The organism is Polynucleobacter rarus, from assembly GCF_003072505.1.
GTDB lineage: Bacteria > Pseudomonadota > Gammaproteobacteria > Burkholderiales > Burkholderiaceae > Polynucleobacter > Polynucleobacter rarus.
Window position 1 is genome coordinate 1,987,653 of record NZ_NTGB01000001.1, and the last position, 22,124, is coordinate 2,009,776.

General features: G+C 39.5%; 21 protein-coding genes. All 21 read right to left on the reverse strand.

Annotation, left to right across the window (positions count from 1 at the left end; translation table 11 throughout):
- Positions 1–19: 19 nt before the first annotated feature.
- The gene (locus AOC35_RS09455; RefSeq protein WP_108646844.1) at positions 20–778 is read right to left on the reverse strand and encodes an OmpW/AlkL family protein; all 759 of its coding nucleotides are present in this window, start codon (positions 776–778) and stop codon (positions 20–22) included.
- 118 nt (positions 779–896) lie between these two features.
- Positions 897–2,093 carry an acetyl-CoA C-acyltransferase gene (locus AOC35_RS09460; protein WP_108646845.1) on the reverse strand — a complete coding sequence of 399 codons (1,197 nt, stop codon included), beginning with the start codon at positions 2,091–2,093 and terminating at the stop codon, positions 897–899.
- Positions 2,094–2,120: 27 nt separating this feature from the next.
- On the reverse strand, positions 2,121–4,559 hold the full coding sequence (locus AOC35_RS09465; RefSeq protein WP_108646846.1) for a 3-hydroxyacyl-CoA dehydrogenase/enoyl-CoA hydratase family protein: 2,439 nt from the start codon (positions 4,557–4,559) through the stop codon (positions 2,121–2,123).
- A 17-nt stretch (positions 4,560–4,576) separates the two neighbouring features.
- Positions 4,577–6,364, reverse strand: a complete 1,788-nt coding sequence (locus AOC35_RS09470) for an acyl-CoA dehydrogenase C-terminal domain-containing protein (RefSeq protein ID WP_108646847.1) — start codon at positions 6,362–6,364, stop codon at positions 4,577–4,579.
- Between the two features lie 18 nt (positions 6,365–6,382).
- Complete coding sequence (locus AOC35_RS09475; protein WP_108646848.1) at positions 6,383–6,994, reverse strand: TetR/AcrR family transcriptional regulator; 612 nt, start codon at positions 6,992–6,994, stop codon at positions 6,383–6,385.
- A 115-nt stretch (positions 6,995–7,109) separates the two neighbouring features.
- Positions 7,110–7,898, reverse strand: coding sequence for an HpcH/HpaI aldolase family protein (locus AOC35_RS09480; protein WP_108646849.1), 789 nt, complete (start codon positions 7,896–7,898; stop codon positions 7,110–7,112).
- Positions 7,899–7,927: 29 nt separating this feature from the next.
- The gene (locus tag AOC35_RS09485) at positions 7,928–8,713 is read right to left on the reverse strand and encodes a substrate-binding domain-containing protein (RefSeq protein ID WP_108646850.1); all 786 of its coding nucleotides are present in this window, start codon (positions 8,711–8,713) and stop codon (positions 7,928–7,930) included.
- Positions 8,714–8,807: 94 nt separating this feature from the next.
- On the reverse strand, positions 8,808–9,437 hold the full coding sequence (ureG, locus tag AOC35_RS09490) for an urease accessory protein UreG (protein WP_108646851.1): 630 nt from the start codon (positions 9,435–9,437) through the stop codon (positions 8,808–8,810).
- 3 nt (positions 9,438–9,440) lie between these two features.
- On the reverse strand, positions 9,441–10,133 hold the full coding sequence (locus AOC35_RS09495) for an urease accessory protein UreF (protein ID WP_425440643.1): 693 nt from the start codon (positions 10,131–10,133) through the stop codon (positions 9,441–9,443).
- Positions 10,134–10,151: 18 nt separating this feature from the next.
- A complete protein-coding gene (gene ureE / locus AOC35_RS09500; protein WP_108646853.1) occupies positions 10,152–10,715 on the reverse strand; it encodes an urease accessory protein UreE in 564 nt (187 codons plus the stop codon).
- A 9-nt stretch (positions 10,716–10,724) separates the two neighbouring features.
- Entirely contained in the window at positions 10,725–12,425 is a 1,701-nt protein-coding gene (ureC, locus tag AOC35_RS09505) for an urease subunit alpha (RefSeq protein WP_108646854.1), read from the reverse strand.
- Complete coding sequence (locus tag AOC35_RS09510; protein WP_108646855.1) at positions 12,422–12,727, reverse strand: urease subunit beta; 306 nt, start codon at positions 12,725–12,727, stop codon at positions 12,422–12,424. Before AOC35_RS09510 ends, ureC begins: the two co-directional genes overlap by 4 nt.
- Before the next feature lie 9 nt (positions 12,728–12,736).
- Positions 12,737–13,312 (reverse strand): HupE/UreJ family protein, encoded by a 576-nt coding sequence (locus AOC35_RS09515; protein WP_108646856.1) that lies wholly within the window; start codon positions 13,310–13,312, stop codon positions 12,737–12,739.
- Positions 13,313–13,320: 8 nt separating this feature from the next.
- Positions 13,321–13,623 carry an urease subunit gamma gene (ureA, locus tag AOC35_RS09520; protein WP_108646857.1) on the reverse strand — a complete coding sequence of 101 codons (303 nt, stop codon included), beginning with the start codon at positions 13,621–13,623 and terminating at the stop codon, positions 13,321–13,323.
- 15 nt (positions 13,624–13,638) lie between these two features.
- Positions 13,639–14,514 (reverse strand): urease accessory protein UreD, encoded by an 876-nt coding sequence (locus AOC35_RS09525; protein WP_108646858.1) that lies wholly within the window; start codon positions 14,512–14,514, stop codon positions 13,639–13,641.
- Between the two features lie 27 nt (positions 14,515–14,541).
- Positions 14,542–15,234, reverse strand: a complete 693-nt coding sequence (gene urtE, locus AOC35_RS09530) for an urea ABC transporter ATP-binding subunit UrtE (RefSeq protein WP_108646859.1) — start codon at positions 15,232–15,234, stop codon at positions 14,542–14,544.
- Between the two features lie 3 nt (positions 15,235–15,237).
- On the reverse strand, positions 15,238–16,107 hold the full coding sequence (urtD, locus tag AOC35_RS09535) for an urea ABC transporter ATP-binding protein UrtD (protein ID WP_108646860.1): 870 nt from the start codon (positions 16,105–16,107) through the stop codon (positions 15,238–15,240).
- Positions 16,108–16,109: 2 nt separating this feature from the next.
- The gene (gene urtC / locus AOC35_RS09540) at positions 16,110–17,222 is read right to left on the reverse strand and encodes an urea ABC transporter permease subunit UrtC (RefSeq protein ID WP_108646861.1); all 1,113 of its coding nucleotides are present in this window, start codon (positions 17,220–17,222) and stop codon (positions 16,110–16,112) included.
- Positions 17,219–18,844 (reverse strand): urea ABC transporter permease subunit UrtB, encoded by a 1,626-nt coding sequence (gene urtB, locus AOC35_RS09545; RefSeq protein WP_108646862.1) that lies wholly within the window; start codon positions 18,842–18,844, stop codon positions 17,219–17,221. Before urtB ends, urtC begins: the two co-directional genes overlap by 4 nt.
- 55 nt (positions 18,845–18,899) lie before the next feature.
- Positions 18,900–20,159, reverse strand: coding sequence for an urea ABC transporter substrate-binding protein (gene urtA / locus AOC35_RS09550; protein ID WP_108646863.1), 1,260 nt, complete (start codon positions 20,157–20,159; stop codon positions 18,900–18,902).
- 257 nt (positions 20,160–20,416) lie between these two features.
- Positions 20,417–21,958, reverse strand: a complete 1,542-nt coding sequence (locus tag AOC35_RS09555; RefSeq protein ID WP_108648794.1) for an ABC transporter ATP-binding protein — start codon at positions 21,956–21,958, stop codon at positions 20,417–20,419.
- Positions 21,959–22,124 lie beyond the last annotated feature (166 nt).

Genomic DNA, 22,124 nt, shown 5'->3' on the forward strand with positions numbered 1-22,124 from the left:
ACTATTCCAGAATGAACTATTAAAACTTATAACCAACGCGAATAACAAAATCCCATGGATTTAAAGTCAGAGTGCCAGTAGTTGTAATTGGAACAGCTACACCTGGACCTACAGGAACTGCTCCCACAAAAGTCACATCAGTTTTCAAAGGTACATAAGAAAAAGATCCATTGATTGACCACTTTTCATCAATGTTATAAATGGCACCCACGTTAAAGATTGGAGCCCATGCAGATGATAGCGACGCTGAAGTTCCAGCTAATGTTTTAACAGTTGCATCTGAAAGGTTCGGAGTTACATCGCTAAAAGAGGTATAAGTCAAGCCTAAACCAACGTAAGGACGAATTGTGTCATTCGGTGCGTTGAACAAATACTTCGCAACTAATGAAGGATTTAATACTTTAGTAGTTGCCGCTGCAGGATGATTTGGAGCACTTGCTGTTGGAGATGATGTGCCAACATCCACTGTCATTTTTGGTGGGATACCAAGCGTCAATTCAGTTGCGATATTGTCTGTCCACATATATAAAGCGCCTAGTGTGACAGTAGTGGAAGAATCAATCGATGCAGTGGCACCATTTAATTGACTTGTAACCGCAGCAGCAACACCTGCACTAGCAGATGTTGTTGTTAAGGGAGAAAGTGAAGCATTTGGAGTTATAAGCGCACCGCCAACATAGCCAACAATATCGCCTGCTTTTTGTGCAAAAGCTTGTGATGAGACGCCTAAAGTTGTTAAAGCTATAGCAGCAATCGCTGATTTTCTGAAAAATGTCATGAATAGTTCCTTAAGTTTTGGTCTATAAAAAAATACTAATTTTCATTCTAGGGTAACAATAATTTAAATTAAATCGGGGTATTCACTTAAAAATAGAACGTTCGTTCTTTTAAGTGGATTAACACCGCTCAAAAATTCCGGCTGCACCCATACCGGTTCCTACACACATCGTCACCATTGCATACTTCAAATTTTTCCGGTGCATCCCATGAATTGCCGTAGCACTTCGAATTGCACCAGTCGCTCCCAAAGGATGGCCTAAAGCGATTGCACCACCCAAGGGATTGATTAATTCAGGGTTAAGCTGTAAATCACGAATAACGGCAAGTGATTGTGCGGCAAAAGCCTCATTTAATTCAATCCAACCTAAATCTTTTAAATCAAGACCTGCAAATTTTAGTGCAAGGGGAATCGCTTCTTTCGGCCCAATCCCCATAATCTCTGGGGGTACTCCTTTAACTGCAAATGAGACAAATCTTGCCAAAGGCTTTAAATTAAACATCTTTAAAGCCCTTTCGCTAACAATTAATAAGGCTCCAGCGCCATCAGAGGTTTGCGAACTATTACCCGCTGTAACACTACCTTTCATCGCAAAGACGGGCTTTAATTTCGCTAAGCCTTCCAAGCTCGTATCTACTCTTGGGCCATCATCTTTACGACACTCTCTCATTGAGATATCCACTTGCCCTGATTCAAGGTTCATCGTACGATGCGCTAATTGAAGCGTCATCATCTCATCATTAAAATCACCATTCGCCTGCGCTAAGAGCGCCTTTTGATGAGAAAGAAGCGCAAACTGATCTTGATCCTCACGGCTCACTTTCCACTGCTGTGCAACTTTCTCAGCGGTTAATCCCATACCATAAGCAATACCAATATTTTCATCTCGAGTAAAAATATCTGGCGAAAATGAAGGGGAGTTTCCTGTCATAGGCACCATACTCATTGACTCAGTCCCCGCTGCAATCATTACATCCGCCTCACCTACTCTAATCCGGTCAGCAGCCATTGCAATGGCATTTAAACCCGAAGAACAAAACCGGTTAATCGTTACACCGCCAACACTTTGTGGCAGTCCTGCAAGTAGCGCACCAATTCTAGCCACATTGAGTCCCTGAGGACCCTCTGGCATCGCACAACCAACAATGACATCCTCTATGGCATTGGGGTCTAAAGTTGGATTCATTGCCACCAATTGTTTGAGAGTTTGGGCCAATAAATCATCAGGGCGTAACTTACTTAATGAACCTCTACCGGATTTACCAATTGGGGTTCTGATGGCACTTACTACATATGCTTGTTGAATATTTGTCATAATTTTTTCCTGTCAGAAAGACCTTAATTAATTTCGGAGTGGTTTACCAGTTTGTAATAAGCTCATGATGCGTTCCATCGTTTTCGGATGTCCCATGAGTTCCACAAAAGCTTGACGTTCTAACTTCAACAACCATTCTTCAGAAACTAAAGTACCCATATCTAGATCACCACCAGTGATGATGCTCGCAATTTTGCCAGCAATCAAAGCATCATGCTCTGAGGCAAAACCACCGTCACGCAAATTAATGACCTGTCCCATAATCGTTGCCGCAACCGAGCGACCACCAACAGATATCAGATGAGGAATAGGTGGTCGATAATCAGCAAATGCCATTGCCTTAACTTGGTTTTTAGCTTGACTCAAGAGTTCAAACACATTGGCTACGATAATATCGTCAGACTTTAAGTAATTCATTTTTACGGCTTCTTGTGCTGAACCAGATACCTTGGCCATCGCTGCATTTTCAAAAGAAAATTTCAAGGCATCTAAATAGTTATTATTAGCGTTCGTCTTAACCATGTTGTGTGCTCTAATGGCAGCCTCTTTTAAGCCACCACCAGCAGGCAACAAACCAACGCCAACTTCAACTAACCCAATATAACTTTCAACAGCAGCAACCCGCTTAGCTGATTGCAAAACTAATTCACAACCACCGCCAAGCGCAATTCCTGACACTGCGCTCACAACTGGCACCGTGGCGTATTTGACTCGCATCATCGTATCTTGAAACATTTTGACAAATGGCTCAATCCCATTGACTCCGTTTTGCATTACCATCGGTAATGCAGCCTCAAGATTTGCCCCCGCAGAAAAAGGCCCGCCAGGGGCACCCAACTTGAGTGAACTAGTCTGCCAAATCACTAAACCTTGGTACTGATTTTCAGCAAGCTTAATTGACTCTTGAATACCCTCAAGAACAATGGGGCTAATTGTATTCATCTTGGACTTGAATGAACAGATCAATACCTCAGAGTTCGGCTCATCCAGCCATGCTCGAACTTCACTATTTTCCCAAATAGTTTTACCAGCAGTTTTGGGATCAATTGCCTGTTCACCAAATAAGGTATCTCGGTAAACTTGTTTTTGGTAAACGGGTAAATTTGATTTTGATACATATTGTGCGTTTAATGCGGACCAAGATCCTGCAGGGCTATGAATCGCCTCTTGCTTTGCAACTTCACTATTAAATACCCATTCTGGAAGAGGCGCGTCGCATAAAGTTTCACCATTATCAATATCTTCCTTAATCCAATTAGCTACTTTTAACCAGCCAGCTTCTTGCCAATCCTCAAAGGGACCTTTTTTCCAACCATAACCCCATTTAATTGCAAAATCGATTTCACGGGCACTTTGTGAGATATCTCCTAAATGAAGCGCAATGTAATGAAATATATCCCGATATATTGCCCATAAAAACTTCGCTTGTGGATCATCGGTTGATCTTAGTAATTCAAGTCTTTCACCGATTGGTTTCTTTAAGATCCTTTCAACTAGTGGAGTCATTTTTCCTTTAGAAAGCACATAAGATTTCGTTGCAAAATCTAAAACATGAATCTCACGACCTACTTTTTGAAAAAAACCACGACCAGTTTTTTGACCTAAACTTCCTTGTTCTAATAAATACTCAACCACCTTTGGCATCTTAAATAGATTGCGAAACGGGTCATTCGGCAAACCGTTTTCCATGGTTTTAATAACATGGGCCATCGTATCAATTCCAACCACATCACTCGTTCTAAAAGTTGCTGATTTCGCTCTACCTAAATTACTACCTGTTAAAGCATCTACCTCATCAAAACTTAAATTGTATTTTTCAGCTTCTTTAAAAATTGCCAGGATTGAAAATACCCCAACACGATTGCCCACAAAATTGGGGGTATCTTTTGCTCGAATCACCCCTTTACCTAATACAGAAGTCATAAAGGTTTCTAATCGATCCACAATGACTGGATTAGTTTGTGCGGTAGGAATCAATTCTAGTAAGTGCATATACCTTGGGGGGTTAAAGAAATGTACTCCACAAAAACGTTCTTTTAAATCATCCGAAAAACCCTTTGATAATTCAGTGATCGATATACCCGAAGTGTTCGTTGCAAAGATTGCAGTTGAGGAAATAAAAGGTGCGACCTTTTCATACAACTGATGTTTCCAATCAAGTCTCTCCGCAATAGCTTCAATAATCAAATCGCAATCTTTTAATAACTCTAAATCTTGATCGTAATTGGCTACCTGAATCAAACTTGCATCATCTTCCACACACAGGGGAGATGGCTTAAGTTTTTTTAATTGGGCAATCGACTTTTCAACAATTTCATTTGGATTAGATTTTCCATCAGTACTTTGTTTTGCCAAGTCAAACAATATAACTGGCACTTTTAAATTAATACAATGTGCAGCAATTTGTGCACCCATTACGCCAGCACCTAAGATGGCAACTTTATTAATTTTTTGTTCACGATTCATTTCAGCACACCTTTTCTTTAAAATAAAGCCTCATCCATACTCATTAAACTTTTTGAACCTGATCTTGCCAACACAAGCAAAGAGGCAGTTTCTGGCAATAATTTAGCAAAATAGAATCTTGCAACATCGAGTTTTGCCTCATAGTATCTGTCATTGCTACCTTTCTGATTTAGGGCAACTCTAGCCATCTTTGCAAATAAGTAGGAGTAAACGAGATGCCCTATGATTCTTAAGTAGGGAACTGCTGCTGCTCCAGCTTCTTCGTGATTGAGCATTGCCTTTAAGCCAATTTCCTTAGTTAGTTTTTCAACCTGTTCAACGAGATCATTCAAGGGATCGATAAATTCCATCATCTCCTTTTTGACTCCTTCTTGCTCGATAAACTCTTTAACAATATCTCCAAATTTTCTTAATTTCGCTCCCATATCTCCGAGAACCTTACGACCTAGTAAGTCCAGAGATTGGATTGTGTTCGTTCCTTCATAAATCATATTGATTCTTGCATCGCGAACAAATTGCTCCATTCCCCACTCTGCAATATATCCGTGACCACCAAACACTTGAAGTCCCTCATTAGTCGCTTCGAATGCATTATCCGTAATAAAGGCCTTAATCACAGGTGTCAATAATGCAATCAAACCTTCTAATTCTTGCTTTCGGTTAGCATCTTGTTCTTGCGCGCACTCATCAATCATCAGAGCGATCCAGTAAGTAAAAGCTCGACCGCCCTCTGCATAGGCTCTTTGCGTCAATAACATTCTTCGTACATCAGGATGAACAATGATCGGATCAGCGGCTAATTTAGGCGCTTGTGGTCCTTTTAAACTTCGCATTTGTAAACGATCTTTAGCATACTGAGCAGAATTTTGATAGGCAACTTCAGTTAAACCAAGGCTTTGCATACCAACCCCTAAGCGGGCTGCATTCATCATGACAAACATAGCCTGAAGTCCTCTATGCGGCTCTCCAAGAAGCGTACCAATCGCGCCATCAAAATTCATCACGCAAGTGGCATTCCCATGAATACCCATCTTATGTTCAAGAGAGCCGCATTCTAGGTGGTTTCTTTGAGTCGAAAGTACTTCATTTTCAATTTGATATTTAGGTACTACAAATAAGGAAATACCCTTTGTTCCCATGGGCGCATCTGGCAACCTTGCAAGTACTAAATGAATAATATTTTCAGCTAAGTCATGCTCACCACTCGATATAAATATTTTAGTACCAGTAATTTTGTATTCGTCATTACTTATTTTTTCAGCTTTTGCTTTAATGAGTCCCAAGTCTGTTCCACAGTGTGGTTCTGTCAAACACATGGTACCGGTCCATTTACCAGAAACTAAGTTCTTGAGATAGCGATTCTTTTGCTCAACAGTGCCGTGTGCATGAAGGCATTCATAGGCGCCGTGAGAGAGTCCAGGATACATTGTCCAAGCCTGATTAGCAGAGTTCAACATTTCGTAAAGCACAGTATTAATGATTTGAGGTAAGGCTTGTCCCCCATAGGCACTGTCGCATGACAAAGTTGGCCAACCCGCTTCAACATAAGCAGCATATGCCTCTTTAAAACCGGTTGGAGTTGTAACAGAGCCATCCTGATTACGAGTACAACCCATCAAATCACCAGCTTGATTAGTAGGTTGTAAAACTTCGGTAGCAAATTTACTTGCTTCTTCTAAAATTTGGTTAATAACATCTTTATCAACATCTTCATATGCTTTAAATTTCTTTAGTTCTGATGACACGTTAAATACTTCATGTAGCACAAATTGCATATCTCGAATTGGTGCGTTATAGCTTGGCATGTGGTTTCCTTTATCTATTTAATGAATAAAAAGTGCTTCGATCACTTTGTTTGCGATTTCTTTGGTTTGACGTATTTTCAAAAATCGTGCGTCATGATGAACGCCTAAGACTACGCTGTAGATTTGGAATAACATTTGCTCAACATTGGTATCTGACTTGAGTTGACCTTCCTCAATCGATTCTTTGATTGCACGACGAATGGCGTTTCGCCAAACTTCAACACTCTTAAATAACTCTTCTCGAATATGACTTGGGCGATCGTCATACTCAATAGCTCCGGAAATAAAAAAGCATCCCGGACTATTTTTATCACTACTGACATCAATCCAATTTCGAATCATTTTTCGTAGACGTGGCAATCCTTTTGGCAAAGATAAGGCAGGCTCGAAAACATCTCTTTCAAACCTTCGGTAATACTCCTTAATCACCTCGATTAATAATTCATCCCTGGAGCCGAAGTGAGCAAATACTCCACTTTTACTCATCTCAACCCGTTCAGCTAAATTACCGATAGTAATGCCCTCAAGACCCTCTTTACCAGCGATCTCAATAGCGCCTTGCAGGATGAATGCTTTCGTTACCGCCCCCTTCGCATAATCAGCAAGGGTAGATTTTTCTGCAGTGACCATTTATAAATCCTCGTATAAAAATAAAACGACCGTTCGTATTTAAGATTACACAAGATTTTCAAATAATGCAATATCTCTACATTTCTATAGGGATATTGCATTTACAAGTTTAAATTTAGTACGTGGAGGAATTTTTGGACGGTAGTCCAGCTTTCATTTCTTTGAGAATGGTTTGTGAACCACTCGTAATCATGCGTACGTCTGAACTGACAGTAACCATGTCAAAGCCCATTTGAACCCTAGCGAGGGCTTGTGGTGATTCAGCATTGTGAATGCCGGCAAACTTATTATGTGCTTTTGCTCTAGAAAGAATATGTTCAACAGCTTGCGCAGCTTTCTGATCCAAGTTATCTAATTTAGGAGTACATCCTAAAGAAAGAGATAAGTCAGCCGGACCAATATAAATTCCATCGAGTCCTTCAACTTGCAAAATGGCATCTAGATTATCAATCGCTTTTGCTGTCTCAATCATTGCTAAACGCAATATCGTTTGATTGGCATAAAGAGGATAGTCATGTCCACCGTACAAAAAAGCTCTGATGGGACCAAAGCTCCTAGAACCCATTGGTGAATAACTTGACCACTCAACTAGTTTTGCTGCTTCATCTGCAGTGTTTACCATCGGGCAAATAATGCCGTAAGCACCCGCATCTAAGGTTTTCATGATATGACTAGCATCCAACCACGGAACCCGAACCATCGGCACCGTCTTCGTGGTTGAAATGGCCTGAAGAATTTGCACCATGGCTTGGTAATCGACCACTCCATGCTGCATATCGACTGTGATGGAATCCCATCCTTGATTTGCCATGATTTCAGCATTAAAACTATTAGAGGTAGCAACCCAACCGTTCACAATCGGTTGATGATTTGCCCACATTTCACGTAAAAGATTTTGTCTCATAATGATCTTTCTTCATTCCGCGAGGAGATTTAACGAGGATATCCTAAACCTGCTTTCACAATCACGGCCTCAGCTTCAGGCGCTCTTAAGAATTTAATCAACTCAATTGCTGCTTGCTCTTGTTTCGAGGCCGTTGTTACAGCTCCAGCAAATGTAAAACCTGGTTGAACTTCTTTAGGAATTGGGCCAACGTAGGTAATACCAGGTACATGTAAAATTTCGCTCACTTGTTGAAAGCCAATTTCATTCTCACCCCTGGCGACCGTTGCCGCCACAGGCTCTCCAGATGGCGGTCCTCTTACCTTCTTACTTTTACCCATCACTTGATCTTCAATACCCAGCTTCTTAAACATTTGGCTAGCGATATAAGTACCACTGCCACTATCTGAATAGCCAATTGATTTTGCTGCTAATAGTGTCTTCCGAAACGCATCGACTGTACTGATATCAGGCTTAGTAGCACCCTCTTTGATTGCCATACCAATTTGTGAAAGTCCCAAAATGGTAACGCTTGATTCTTTAACAAATCCTTTATGCGCTAATTCATGAGCTGCTTCACCATCTAAAATCACAACATCGGCTATCTCACCACGCGCCAATCTCGTAGGAATCGCTTCAGGGGAGTCGCCAATGGAAGGGCCACGAACAGTGATTAATTTATGACCGGTCTTTTTTTCAAAAATAGGTCCCAATTCATGATAAACGCCAAAAAAGCCCGAAGAAATCAGGACCTTAACTTCTGCTGCGTAAGAAAAATTGAAAACGCTCAATGTCAAAGGTAACAAAAGAATGTTCCGAAGCATACGATTAACCATCAAACTGATCTCCTAGTAATTATTTATATTAATACTGTTAGTCTGATAGGAACATAGCACCGATTTCCTACCAAGTACCCTTAGTTTAACCTTTTTATTCCTTAAACATCCCTTTTTCCTTGATGAAGGAAATGATTTCATTCAGCCCTGTTTTCCTTTTTAAATCCGTCATCGTATAAGGTCGATTTGGACGCATTCTTTTGGTATCTTCTTCCATAATATTTAAGTTCGCCCCTACATAAGGAGCTAAGTCGATTTTATTGATCACCAGTAGATCTGATTTAGTAATTCCTGGGCCACCTTTACGTGGGATTTTTTCACCACCAGCAACATCAATCACGTAAATCGTTAGATCAGATAACTCAGGACTAAAAGTCGCAGCAAGATTATCACCACCCGATTCAATAAATACAATATCGGCTTCGGGGAATCTTTCTAACATGCGGTCCACTGCTTCTAAATTAATCGAGGCATCCTCACGGATAGCGGTGTGAGGACAGCCACCCGTCTCAACACCCATGATCCTCTGAGCAGGTAATGCTCCTGAAATCGTAAGTAATCGCTGATCTTCTTTGGTATAAATATCATTTGTAATCGCGACTAAATCAAATTCTTCTGACATGGCTTTACAAAGCATTTCTAGTAAAGTGGTTTTACCAGAGCCAACAGGACCACCAATTCCAATTCGAAGAGGTGGTAATTTCTTTGTTCTTTTATTTGTCATTTTTTAAGACCTAAATAAGCGGGAATATTGACTTTCATGCCTTGCAGACAAGACACTCAGTTGTATTGAGAAAGTGTTAATTGGTTTTTCTTGAAGTGCTATCTTAATGAATATTTCGTCCATCATATCTGAGATAGTGTCCAAAATTGCCAGTAGAGTTTTTTGACCAGCTACTTGTCCAAGTGGTACGGATTTCATGGCAGCCATCACTTGGTTTTCTATCCAAGAGTAAAGATACGTTTGTAATCCCTCTCTTTCAGTCATCCCAGTAATCTGACAGGCATAACTATGGGCGCAAGGGAGGGTGATTTTTTTCACGTCTTTTAAAAGCTTTAACTGCTCATCCGTTCCACGCTCTAATTCTTGCATTAACTTCGCTAAAGACCAACCCATTTGAATCGTTTCAGCTCTAAATTCACTCGTCTCTCTAGATGCCCAAAACCACTGGTTCCAATAGGATATTTTCGCCAAATCTGAGTTTTGCCACCCCTGAAACAAATATACCCAAATAATGGCTTCTGCATTAGCAATTACTGAGTGGAGATTGGTCTGAATCCAATTTTTCGCTGACACCTGATCATGAACCAGACCAATATTGATGGCAGCTTCTAAGCCTTGAGAGTAACTAAACCCGCCAATCGGTAATGCTGGTGAGGCTAAATGCAACATTGCATTGAGAACCTTGGGATTAGGCATCATGGCTTAATTCTTCAATCAATGCGAATGGTCGTGATCGTGGTCATGTGGATGCTCATGATGAGTGTGTTGATGGCTCTCGAATACACTTTGAGCAACAGCGTAATCCTCAGCAAAGCTTTCATCGTGGCCGTGCTTATGACCACCACCATAAGCTCCATGTTCAGGTTCAAATGCTAAGCACTCTTTTGTTACTTCTACTCCTAACTGCTTTAACATATCGGCTAAAACAGGATCTTCCTCTAAGTGCAAATAATTTAGGCCTACTTCAATGGGGATATGACGGTTACCTAGGTGATAAGCAGCTCTCATTAGACTGAGTCGATTAGAAGAGCTCACTTTTAAGATGTTTTCAGGTAACGAACTCACAAGATAAAACTTGCCATCCTCATCAACTAAAACGTCGCCTCCACGCATAACACCCCCACGTGGTAGATTAATTAAAACTTTCTCACCATCTTCAAAAAGGTAACTCTGCCTACTTTTGCTTCGCTCCAAAAAAGGCAAACAAATGATGCGAGCACCCTCCATCAATTTTTTCGCTAACTTCAACTGTTTTAAGTTTTTAGTGATAACTTGCATGTAAACTTTTTAAAACAGGAAATAGCGCTGTGCTAATGGCAGAACTTTTGCTGGCTCACATGTCAAATCGAGGCCATCAGCTAAAACTTGATATGTTTCCGGATCAACTGAAATATTAGGTTGCCAGTCGTTCAGTATCATGTCTGACTTTTTAATATTTCTAGTTGATTTGACAGGTTCTAGGGTTTTCTTAAGACCTAAGGAATGGACTTCAGGATTATCCATCGCACTTTGAGAGACAAAAGTGAGTGAAGTTTTTAATCCACCACCGAAGGCTCCAAACATAGGGCGATAATGCACTGGTTGCGGTGTTGGAATAGATGCATTAGGATCCCCCATCGCTGCAGCTGCAATCATGCCCCCCTTAAGAATGATGCTAGGTTTCACACCAAAAAAGGCCGGCTTCCAAATAACCAAATCTGCTAATTTACCTTTTTCAATCGAACCTACAACATGAGAAATACCATGAGTAATAGCAGGATTAATCGTATATTTAGCGATGTAGCGTTTTACTCTAAAGTTATCAGCGCTTTGATCCGTCGCCAAACTACCTCGCTGCAATTTCATCTTGTGAGCAGTTTGCCAAGTCCGCATGATGACTTCGCCCACTCTACCCATTGCCTGACTATCAGAACTCATCATTGAGAAGGCGCCAAGGTCATGCAAAATATCCTCTGCTGCAATCGTTTCGCGTCGAATCCGACTTTCTGCAAATGCAATATCCTCAGCAATTGATGGATCCAAATGATGACAAACCATCAACATATCTAAATGCTCATCAATGGTATTAACGGTATAAGGCATGGTAGGATTGGTTGAAGAGGGTAAGACATTTGCTAAACCAGCGGCACGAATAATATCTGGCGCATGACCACCTCCAGCTCCCTCAGTATGGAAAGTATGAATCGTACGATCCTTAAATGCAGCAATTGTTGCTTCCACAAATCCTGACTCATTCAATGTGTCCGTATGAATAGCAACCTGCACATCCATCTCATCAGCTACAGTTAAACAGCAGTCAATTGCAGCGGGGGTTGTGCCCCAATCCTCATGTAATTTCAGACCGATTACCCCAGCTTGAACTTGTTCTTTTAATGGTCCAGGTAAGCTTGCATTACCTTTACCTAATAAGCCAATATTCATTGGAAAAGCTTCGATAGCACTGAGCATTGAGTGAATATGCCAAGGGCCAGGCGTGCAGGTAGTGGCAAATGTACCAGTTGCTGGACCGGTGCCGCCACCGATCATTGTCGTGACCCCACTCATGAGAGCTTCTTCAATTTGTTGAGGGCAGATAAAATGAATATGGGAGTCAATGCCACCCGCTGTAATAATCATGCCCTCACCTGCAATGACTTCTGTACCAGGGCCAACTACAATCGTAATACCAGGTTGGATATCTGGATTTCCGGCCTTACCGATACCGCTAATGAACCCATTTTTGATACCGATATCCGCTTTGACAATACCCCAATAATCTAAAATTAAAGCGTTAGTAATAACTGTATCTACACAATCTTTCGTGAGACGTTGACTTTGCCCCATCCCATCGCGAATGACTTTGCCCCCACCAAACTTTACTTCTTCACCATAAATAGTAAAGTCTTTTTCTACTTCAACCCATAAATCGGTATCCGCCAAACGGACATGATCACCAACCGTTGGACCATACATTTCAGCATATGCTTTTCTGGATATTTTGACCATTATAGTTTTCCCATCACTAACCCATTAAATCCAAACACCATTTGATCACCGGCTAATTGCACTAATTGAATAGATTTCTTTTGACCAGGTTCAAAACGAATAGCGGTCCCAGATGCAATATTTAAACGGTAACCTCTCGCTAAATTACGATCAAACTGTAGTGCCGTATTGACCTCAAAAAAATGGAAGTGCGAGCCAACCTGAATGGGTCGATCACCTGCATTTGCAACGACCAAATCTAACACTTTCCTACCAACGTTAATTTCGATGTCTTCACCACTTGCCCTAATCTCTCCTGGAATCATTTGTTCACCTCAAACAGTTTGAATAAGGGCAATGGCACCAATAAAGCCAGAAGCCAAAGTAAAGTAGCGTATAAATTGACTAAATTTCTTAGAGATAAACTTACAGAGTAAAAAACCAATCGAATGAATCACAACAGTAGAGAGAATTAATCCAGAAATAATTGCTGGCTGATTACTCGGCAACTCTAAACCGTGGGCTAAGCCATGAATCAAACCAATACCACCGAAGATGGCTATTAGGAAATTAAAAGAAATCGTTTTATTAAAAATATTGATCACAGATAACAAGATCAAGGTCATGAGTGTTGCTTGATTAATCCAGTTAGTTGCATCATAAATAAAATTAAAACTTGCGCCAGCTACAGCTGCTATCGTAAATCCACTAACAAAAACTATCGGTAATAAGATACCCTTTTTAAGGGTGTAGGAATTCACCATCATGCCAATCACTAACATCGTTAATAAGTGATCCCAACCTAAGATAGGGTGCATGAAAGCACCCATAAAATTCTCACCATGGCCGGGGTGAGCATATATCAAGCCTGAAAATAAAAGACCAGAAGCAAGAATAATAATTTTTTTCATGATTAATCCTATTGAATGGGTTGATGAACTGTAACTAATTTGGTGCCGTCTGGAAAAGTAGCTTCAATTTGAATTTCAGGAATCATTTCTGGAATACCATCCATCACATCCTGTGCTTTTAAAATCGTCGTACCAAAGTGCATCAGCTCAGCAACTGATTTGCCGTCTCTTGCACCCTCCATAATGGCCGCAGAAATAAAGGCAACTGCTTCAGGGTAATTTAATTGAAGACCTCGCGCTTTACGTCTCTCAGCCAATAGGGCTGCTGTAAATATGAGTAATTTATCTTTTTCTCTTGGCGTTAATTCCATGAATCCATTTTTCCTTTAAGTTTTCCAGATACGCAGTGGAGACGCTTGAATACCGGTAATTCTCTCCCTAGCGTATAACCAAATTTGAATAAAACAATTCCTTAAATACTCTACCTCATCTGATAAGCCACGAACAAGAATTAATCCGCATTGTTCGTCGATCTGAATTCTTGTAACTCCAACCCGTAATGTGTCATCCCAACTAAGGAGTTCGGCAATTTCTTCCAGCAACTCTTCGCTAGCTGAGGGCGAACTCAACCACATCGTGCCAAAGACTGGAAAGCCATCTAAACCGCAACTTCCATTATAAAAATCATGTTTCGACTCAAGCAATGTCGACTCTACCCAACACAATTCCTCATTAAAGTAATACTCGATATCGTTTCTTAGAGTAGCATTTTCCCAACTTTCACCTTGCGCAGTTCTTCCTAACTGGGCAATATCCCACCCGATACAACTTGAAGTTTTATCTTGAGAAATGATAATTTGATTATGGGCATTTGAAGAGTTAAAAAAAATATTTTCTTGTGGTAAAAAATCTAAATGGCTGTCAGCTTCAATTTTTATACTGATCTTTTGCGAAGCTTCCTTTTTATTTGCCTTGTACCATTTCGTCGCACCAGGGGTCGTAATCACGGCCTTAGCATCGTTCTCAATATTTAAATCAATAACTAAATGATCTCCACCTGCTATTCCAGCAGGTGGGTGCAAAATGACTGCATGACAAATAGCATCACCCTCGGGATATAAAGACTTTTGCACTAAAAGGGGGCCTGAGTGTTCTTTATGAGATAAAAGAGTTTTGTTTTTCTCGCTAGAAAAAGAAAAATCTAATCTTAACTTTGCATGCCATGCTAATTGTGTTGATTCCGAATCAAGCATATTTTCCATAGAGTCAAGCTTACGATCTTCTACACATTAAACTGAAACTAATTGCCCAATACCATCTTGATCAATCTCAGAGCCATTTCCTTGGGCAATTATTTCTCCCCGACTCATTACAACATATTTGTCAGCAACTTTTTTAATAAAGTCTAAATACTGCTCGATTAATAAGATGGTAATTCCTTGTTCCTTGACTAATTTTACGAGTGTCTCACCAATTTGGGTAATGATATTCGGTTGGATGCCTTCAGTTGGCTCATCCAAAATAATGAGCTTTGGTTCACTCATTAAAGCACGGCCTATAGCCAACTGTTGCTGTTGCCCACCAGATAAATCACCGCCATTGCGGTGCGACATTTCTTTAAGGATAGGGAATAACTCATAAATCATGCCTGGAATTTTTTTTGATGACTTTAAGCTCGCCGCACCTACGAGTAAATTTTCTTCAACGGTCAGTCTAGGGAAAATATCTCGGCCTTGCGGAACATAAGCAATACCATTTGCGACCCGTTCATAAGAAGGCATTTTGATGATCGACTTCCCTTCTAAAAGAATATCTCCAGACTTAATAGGGACCACACCCATGATAGTTTTAGACATGGTGGTTTTACCAACTCCATTACGTCCCATGAGAACAGTTAAGGATTCCTTCGGCACTTCAAACGAGACATCTCTTAGTATGTGACTACCGCCATAGTATTGATTAATTTGTTGTACTTTGAGCATAACTTATCTACCTAAATAGGATTCAATCACAGCAGGATCATTTTTCACTTGATCCATCGTGCCTTGAGCCAAAACGGCCCCTTCGGCAAGCACGGTAACAATACCAGTTTGACCGGAAAGTGCACTTACAAACTCCATATCGTGTTCCACCACCACAATGGAGCAACTACCGCGTAATTGATTTAATAAATCAGCCAATTGCATCGTTTCTTCATCTGTCATCCCTGCAGCTGGCTCGTCTAACAATAATAATTCTGGTTTTTGCATTAACAACATACCAATTTCAAGACGTTGTTTTTGTCCATGAGAAAGTGCTCCTGCCGGAATATAAGCTTCACTTTCAAGGCCGATTTGCAAGAGGGTAAGCTCAATATCTTTAATCGCATTCTGATCTACTTTTGCATTCAAAGCGACTCGCCATGATTTATTTGATTTCCTAGCTAACTCTAGGTTTTCCCAAACTTTTAGATTTTCAAATACAGTTGGTTTTTGAAATTTACGCCCGATGCCGATTTGCGCAATTTGCGGTTCTTTTAATTTTAGTAAATCGATTGTTTGTCCTAAAAAAACTCTGCCGGATACTTGGGCATTTCTTGGGCCAGTTTTACCAGTGATCACGTCCATCATGGTAGTTTTACCAGCGCCATTGGGGCCAATAATACATCTTAATTCGCCACTTAAAATGTCTAAAGTTAAACCTTTAATAGCTTTAAATCCATCGAAGGAAACTACTAAATCTTCAATATATAAAATTTCCCCGTGTGATAAATCAATCTTACCTTTTTCAAGAAAATGTCCAGAGTTTCCCTTTGATTCCCACTCAGGTTGAAAATCCACCTTTTCTTCAGATGTTGTTAATTGAGATGTTTGCATTGTTATTTCTTTAGTATTTTTTCTTTAATGAGCCCAACGACACCATTCGGGATATATAAGGTAACTAAAACAAATAAGCTTCCTAAAATAAATAACCAATATTCCGGGGCCAGTGCAGTGAAAAAAGTTTTAGCCCCATTCACCATAAAAGCACCAATAATCGGTCCGATTAAAGTAGCCCGACCACCTACAGCAACCCACACAGCTAACTCAATAGAATTACTTGGGGACATTTCTCCTGGGTTAATAATTCCGACCTGGGGAACATATAAAGCTCCAGCAATTCCACATAAAAACGCAGAGAATGTCCAAATAAATAACTTGTATCCCAGGGGGTCATAACCGGAAAACATCACGCGACTTTCAGCATCACGGATCGCCATTGTCACCCGACCTAATTTTGATTGCACAATTCGTCTGCAAGCAATAAAACCCAAAACTAGCATGGTAAAACTCATCAAAAATAAGACTACTCTAGTACCAGGGTTGGATATTGAATACCCTAAAATTCTTTTGAAATCCGTAAAGCCATTATTTCCGCCGAAGCCAGTTTCATTTCTAAAAAAGAGTAACATCGCAGCGTAGGTAAATGCCTGAGTAATGATGGAAAGATAAACGCCTTTAATCCGTGATCGGAATGCAAAAAAACCAAATATAAAAGCAATCAATCCAGGAACTATTAAGATCAATAAAATAATCCAGCCAAAATTGTTAGTGCCGTACCAAAACCAAGGTAATTCTTTCCAATCTAGAAAAACCATAAAATCAGGTAACTCAGAATGATATACTCCGTCGGTACCTATCATCCTCATCAAGTACATCCCCATGATGTACCCACCCAAAGAAAAAAATAGGCCATGTCCTAAGCTGAGAATTCCGCAATATCCCCAAACTAAATCCAATGCGAGCGCAGCTAATGCAAAACATAATATCTTTCCAACAAGGGTCAATGAATAGGCAGATAAATGAAAAAAGCTACCCTCTGGAATCAACAAAGAACAAATCGGTACTAAAAGATAAACTAGGCTGGATAGAACTGCTAAAGCAATCCACCATTTTCTATCTAAAATGGGTTCACGCTGGGCAATTTGGAGAGAGAAGGGTTGTTTCATCATTGCTCCGCACTTCTACCCTTGAGGGCAAACATACCTTGGGGACGTTTTTGAATAAACAAAATAATCATTACTAAAACCCCAATTTTTGTTAATACTGCACCAATAAATGGTTCACTAAATTTACTTAAAATACCCAAACCAAAGGCGCCTAGGATAGTTCCTGCAAGTTGACCAACACCACCAAGTACCACTACCATGAAAGAATCAATAATATAAGTTTGACCTAAATCTGGTCCCACATTACCAATTTGAGATAAAGCACATCCACCCAGGCCAGCAATACCAGCACCAAACGCAAAAGCATAACTATCAACCTGACGAGTTCTGACACCTACACAACTTGCCATAGTTCTATTTTGGGTTACAGCTCTAACAAATAATCCCATTCGGGTTTTATTCAAAACGAGCCAAGTAATAAACACTACAAAAAGTGCGAAGAAGAAAATAATTAAGCGGTTATAAGGAATCAATAATCCTGGCAGAATACTTTGCAAAGGCATGAAAGAACCACTCATCCATGACGGATTAGCAACTTCAACGTTTTGCGCGCCAAATAAAAACCTTACCAACTGCATCATTAATAAACTCACACCAAAGGTCGCTAATAAAGTTTCTAAAGGACGTCCATATAAATGTCTCAAAACCAAATACTCTAAAACCAACCCTAAGAACGCAGCTGTTAAAAAAGAAAAAGGGGCTGCAAGTACTAAATAGTATTCAAGGCCACCTGGGAAATGGTTTCTAAAAACAGTTTGCACAATAAAGGTTGCATAAGCGCCAACCATTAAAAATTCACCATGCGCCATATTGATTACACCGATGAGGCCATAGGTAATGGCAAGTCCCATCGCAGCTAGTAATAAAACACTACCTAAACTTAGACCAGTGAAAATATTAGAAACAATCTCGCTACGGGATTTTCTAGATTGATAATCGTGCAAGGCTAATTCGATTGCGACCCTTAAATTTTTATTTGGTTCAACAAATTCTCCTGAGTCATTTTTCTTCAGCAAACTTTTCAGAAATTCTTGCACCTTGTCGGAACTTGAATTACCCATGGTTTGAATCGCTTTTAGTTTTTCTTCTTGCGTGCTTGATGAGTAATCTAGTATTGCGATGAGTTCATTAAACTTGGTAATTAGTTCAGGCTTAGTCTCTTTTTCTTTTGCGCTTTTAACAATTGCAACATTTAATCCTGTCGTATCAGCAATGAGGGCATTAAGCGATTGTTCTCTGACGAGAGTATCTTTTGAAAGAAGCTTGAACTGACTGGCTGAAGTTTCAATATCTGATCTTAAAATATTGTTTAAATTAGGACTTTCTAGGGTAGATTCATCGACGGTAACGATTGTCTGACTAATCGGATCAATATAACCTTCTTTTGTTTTAATAACGACAATTTGTCCGTTACTAAATAAATTTTCATCCTGTAATGCTGCAAGTACTTCAGCAGCTAGCTCAGGGGGAGCTTTAATAATTTTATTAATACTGGTTTGTTTTGCAGCAAACTCTTCTCCAAAGATTAGAACTAAATCTTTTTGAGTTAAATCAACTGCAAAACTATTTCCAATAAATAGACTGGTTACCAAAGTTAAAAGGCATTGCAAAACTCGATATTTCATTATTTATATCCAACTTTTTTCTAAGGTAACCAGGGTATTACATATTTCTTACTGCTTACTTCACCATATCTGGCTTACCTTCATTACCGGCAATGAATGGTGACCATGGTTTAGCTCTGATTGTAGTCGGTGTTTTCCAAACCACGTTAAATTGACCATCAGCTTTCACTTCACCAATCATGACTGGCTTGTAGAGGTGATGGTTATTACCCATTTCTAAAGTAAAGCCACTTGGAGCAACCACTTTTTGTCCATACATCGCTTTACGCACTGCATCAACATCAGTTGTACCTGCTTTTTCAACAGCCGCTTTCCACATCTTCATACCAACAACCGTTGCTTCCATTGGATCGTTTGTAAGCGGTTTGCCAGCTGTTGGCAATGATTTTGCTTTTGCGTAATCAGCCCATTCTTTTTTGAAGGCATCATTTGCAGGATTTTTAACTGACATGAAATAGTTCCATGCTGCTAAGTGACCAACTAGTGGCTTTGTATCGACACCACGTAGTTCCTCTTCACCAACTGAGAAAGCAACCACTGGAACATCTTTAGCTTTTAAGCCAGCATTACCTAATTCTTTGTAGAAAGGTACGTTTGAATCACCATTAATAGTAGAAATCACGGCTGTTTTGCCACCTTGTGAGAATTTCTTGATGTCAGCTACGATGGTTTGATAATCAGAATGTCCAAATGGAGTGTATTTTTCGTCGATATCTTTCTCATCAACACCTTTAGATTTCAAGAATGCGCGCAAAATCTTGTTTGTTGTTCTTGGATATACATAGTCAGTACCCAACAACACGAAACGCTTCGCAGCACCACCTTCTTTACTCATCAAATATTCAACTGCTGGAATTGCCTGTTGATTTGGAGCTGCGCCGGTGTAGAAAACATTCTTAGACATCTCTTCACCTTCGTACTGAACCGGGTAAAATAACAATCCGTTCAATTCTTCGAAAACTGGCAATGCTGATTTACGTGATACAGAAGTCCAGCAGCCAAACACGACAGCTACTTTATCTTTAGTCAATAATTGACGAGTTTTTTCAGCAAATAATGGCCAATTAGAAGCTGGATCAACTACCACGGGCTCAAGTTTACGACCCAAAATTCCACCTGCTTTGTTGATTGCTTCAATTTGCATTAATGCCACATCTTTAAGCGCAGTTTCCGAAATTGCCATTGTTCCAGATAAAGAATGCAAAATACCAACTTTGATGGGTTCTTTGGACTGTGCCAAAGTTAATTGACTAAAGCCAATACTTGTTAATGCAGCAGCTAATGCAGTTAACTTAATTAACGATCTACGATTCATTTGATAATTCCTTTAAAAAAGTTTTAGAAAATCCACAATAAAATTATTTCTCCCTAGGGAAAAACGGCCTACATAGAAAAAGAGTATTTCGAAATTAAATGTTTTTAAATTACAGTTTTATTTTGTTCTTTTGTTCTAGAAATTAATCAGAATGATTCAACAAAATGGTGCAAAAAAAAATGAAAGCACCTCAGTTGTGCTTTCATTTTTTTCTAAATCGAGATTTGTTAGTTGAAACGTTTTAAAAAATATTCAGATTAAATAATTTCTGTTGCGATATTATTTTTTTCGCCTGACATCAATAATCCTATTTCCTCAATATTAGTTTGGCTTACCGGTAGCAATTCTGATAATCTACCATTCGCTATTACCGTCATCTGATCACAAATCATCATTAGTTCTTCCAACTCCTCAGAGATCACTAAAATAGCTACTCCTTGTTGTCTTAAATTTAATAATGCTTGTCGAATTAACATGCTAGCGCCAACATCAACACCCCATGTCGGTTGGGCCACCAACATGAACTTAGGTTGTAAAGAAATTTCACGACCAACAATAAACTTTTGTAAATTTCCACCCGATAAACTGCCTGCAGAAGCATTTTTACCAGTACAAACCACATTAAATTGATCAATGATTTTTTCTGCGAATTGATTAATGACTGATTTACAAATGAAGCCATTACGAACCATGCCATCTTGATAACCGGTTAATAGAGCATTTTCAGCAAGGCTTAAATTTTGCACAGCTCCTCTGCCTAATCGATCTTCAGGTACAAAGCATAAACCTAATGATCTTCTCTTGGCTGGTGATAATTTTCCAACGGGCATACCATTCATATAAATTGATTGGGCATCACCGATCAGTGTCTCGCCGGATAATGCTTGTATGAGTTCTTTTTGGCCATTACCAGAGATGCCAGCAATACCGACAATCTCTCCAGCTCTGACTCGAAGATTAACATCCTTTAACGCTGTTCCAAAAGGATCGCTTGTTTTCAAATCTAGACCCGTTACCTCTAACATTGGCTTTCCAACTTGAGCCGTTTGTAATTGAATCGTTGGTAATTCTGCTCCAATCATTAATGTTGCTAAGGTTTTTGCAGTTTCATTTTTCGGATTAGCGTAACCAGTAACTTTTCCAGATCTTAAAACAGTTGCTGAATCACATAACTGCCGAATTTCTTCTAACTTATGGCTAATGTATAAAATTGAGCATCCCTCTGAAGCTAACTGCCTAATCGTTTTAAATAATATTTGTACTGCCTGAGGTGTTAAAACTGAGGTAGGCTCATCCATAATTAGCAATTTTGGCTTTTGTAGTAAGCATCGAACGATCTCAACTCTCTGACGTTCACCAACCGACATACTATGCAACATTCTGTTTGGATTAATTGGTAATCCATAATATTCGGAAGTTTTCAATACTTCCTCATCAAGGTCTTTTAATGAATATTTTTTATCCATTGAAAGCCATATATTTTCTAAAACAGTTAAAGATTCGAATAATGCGAAGTGTTGAAATATCATGCCAATACCTAACTTTCTAGCGAAAGCTGGATTATTGATTTCTACCTTTTCACCTTCCCAGAAAATACTTCCCTCATCGGGTTTAATCACCCCATAAAGAATTTTCATCAGAGTACTTTTACCTGCTCCATTTTCTCCAAGAATAGCGTGAATCTCGCCGGGTTTTACTTGTAAGGAAATTCCATTGTTCGCTTTGATAAGCGGATAAGACTTAGAAATATTATCAAGAACCAGCCTAAATGATTCTTTACTGTCTTGTTCAAATTTCATCATCGGATTTCCCAAGAATAAATAGCTAATTGAAATAAACACAAATTCTTTACTAACAGATTCAGTTTATCTAGAGATCTAAGTCTTATTTATAAAAATCACTAGTCAAGTACTAATTTGGTGCAAGTTCAATAGAAAAATGTACCAATTTGGATTCTTCTTCTCC

Bases quoted from the DNA above. Each gene is read 5' to 3' on its own strand.
- AOC35_RS09455 (WP_108646844.1), bottom strand. From the start codon at position 778: ATGACATTTTTCAGAAAATCAGCGATTGCTGCTATAGCTTTAACAACT.
- AOC35_RS09460 (WP_108646845.1), bottom strand. From the start codon at position 2,093: ATGACAAATATTCAACAAGCATATGTAGTAAGTGCCATCAGAACCCCA.
- AOC35_RS09465 (WP_108646846.1), bottom strand. From the start codon at position 4,559: ATGAATCGTGAACAAAAAATTAATAAAGTTGCCATCTTAGGTGCTGGC.
- AOC35_RS09470 (WP_108646847.1), bottom strand. From the start codon at position 6,364: ATGCCAAGCTATAACGCACCAATTCGAGATATGCAATTTGTGCTACAT.
- AOC35_RS09475 (WP_108646848.1), bottom strand. From the start codon at position 6,994: ATGGTCACTGCAGAAAAATCTACCCTTGCTGATTATGCGAAGGGGGCG.
- AOC35_RS09480 (WP_108646849.1), bottom strand. From the start codon at position 7,898: ATGAGACAAAATCTTTTACGTGAAATGTGGGCAAATCATCAACCGATT.
- AOC35_RS09485 (WP_108646850.1), bottom strand. From the start codon at position 8,713: ATGGTTAATCGTATGCTTCGGAACATTCTTTTGTTACCTTTGACATTG.
- ureG (WP_108646851.1), bottom strand. From the start codon at position 9,437: ATGACAAATAAAAGAACAAAGAAATTACCACCTCTTCGAATTGGAATT.
- AOC35_RS09495 (WP_425440643.1), bottom strand. From the start codon at position 10,133: ATGCCTAATCCCAAGGTTCTCAATGCAATGTTGCATTTAGCCTCACCA.
- ureE (WP_108646853.1), bottom strand. From the start codon at position 10,715: ATGCAAGTTATCACTAAAAACTTAAAACAGTTGAAGTTAGCGAAAAAA.
- AOC35_RS09510 (WP_108646855.1), bottom strand. From the start codon at position 12,727: ATGATTCCAGGAGAGATTAGGGCAAGTGGTGAAGACATCGAAATTAAC.
- AOC35_RS09515 (WP_108646856.1), bottom strand. From the start codon at position 13,312: ATGAAAAAAATTATTATTCTTGCTTCTGGTCTTTTATTTTCAGGCTTG.
- ureA (WP_108646857.1), bottom strand. From the start codon at position 13,623: ATGGAATTAACGCCAAGAGAAAAAGATAAATTACTCATATTTACAGCA.
- AOC35_RS09525 (WP_108646858.1), bottom strand. From the start codon at position 14,514: ATGGAAAATATGCTTGATTCGGAATCAACACAATTAGCATGGCATGCA.
- urtE (WP_108646859.1), bottom strand. From the start codon at position 15,234: ATGCTCAAAGTACAACAAATTAATCAATACTATGGCGGTAGTCACATA.
- urtD (WP_108646860.1), bottom strand. From the start codon at position 16,107: ATGCAAACATCTCAATTAACAACATCTGAAGAAAAGGTGGATTTTCAA.
- urtC (WP_108646861.1), bottom strand. From the start codon at position 17,222: ATGATGAAACAACCCTTCTCTCTCCAAATTGCCCAGCGTGAACCCATT.
- urtB (WP_108646862.1), bottom strand. From the start codon at position 18,844: ATGAAATATCGAGTTTTGCAATGCCTTTTAACTTTGGTAACCAGTCTA.
- urtA (WP_108646863.1), bottom strand. From the start codon at position 20,159: ATGAATCGTAGATCGTTAATTAAGTTAACTGCATTAGCTGCTGCATTA.
- AOC35_RS09555 (WP_108648794.1), bottom strand. From the start codon at position 21,958: ATGAAATTTGAACAAGACAGTAAAGAATCATTTAGGCTGGTTCTTGAT.